Source organism: Gluconobacter sp. DsW_058 (assembly GCF_002153615.1).
Lineage (GTDB): Bacteria > Pseudomonadota > Alphaproteobacteria > Acetobacterales > Acetobacteraceae > Gluconobacter > Gluconobacter cerinus.
On sequence record NZ_JOPH01000082.1, the window covers coordinates 1 to 288 of the forward strand.

Genomic DNA, 288 nt, shown 5'->3' on the forward strand with positions numbered 1-288 from the left:
AGTGGGCGGCGAGGGCGCGGGCGCCCTCAATCTTTCGATCGCAAGGAAGCCTTGTGTGCCGCCATGCGCTTGTTTTGGGATCGCGGCTATGAGGGGACAAGCTTCGATGATCTGATTTCGGTCATGAAGATCAGTGCTTCCAGCTTTTACAATGCTTTCGGAAGCAAAGAGGCGCTGTATCACGAGGTGATTGAGACCTACATGAGTGTCGCTGGAGGTTGGTTTCTCGATATCCTTGGTGAAGATGCCGATACGCGAACTGTCTTTCAGGATTTAACGACAGCAGCT

Annotated in this window: 1 protein-coding gene; it reads left to right on the forward strand. The window is 52.8% G+C overall.

The annotated features are described in order from the left end of the window. Positions 1-63: 63 nt before the first annotated feature. Positions 64-288, forward strand: a 225-nt coding sequence (locus tag HK24_RS13275; protein WP_143412346.1) for a TetR/AcrR family transcriptional regulator, incomplete at its 3' end; no start/stop codon positions are given.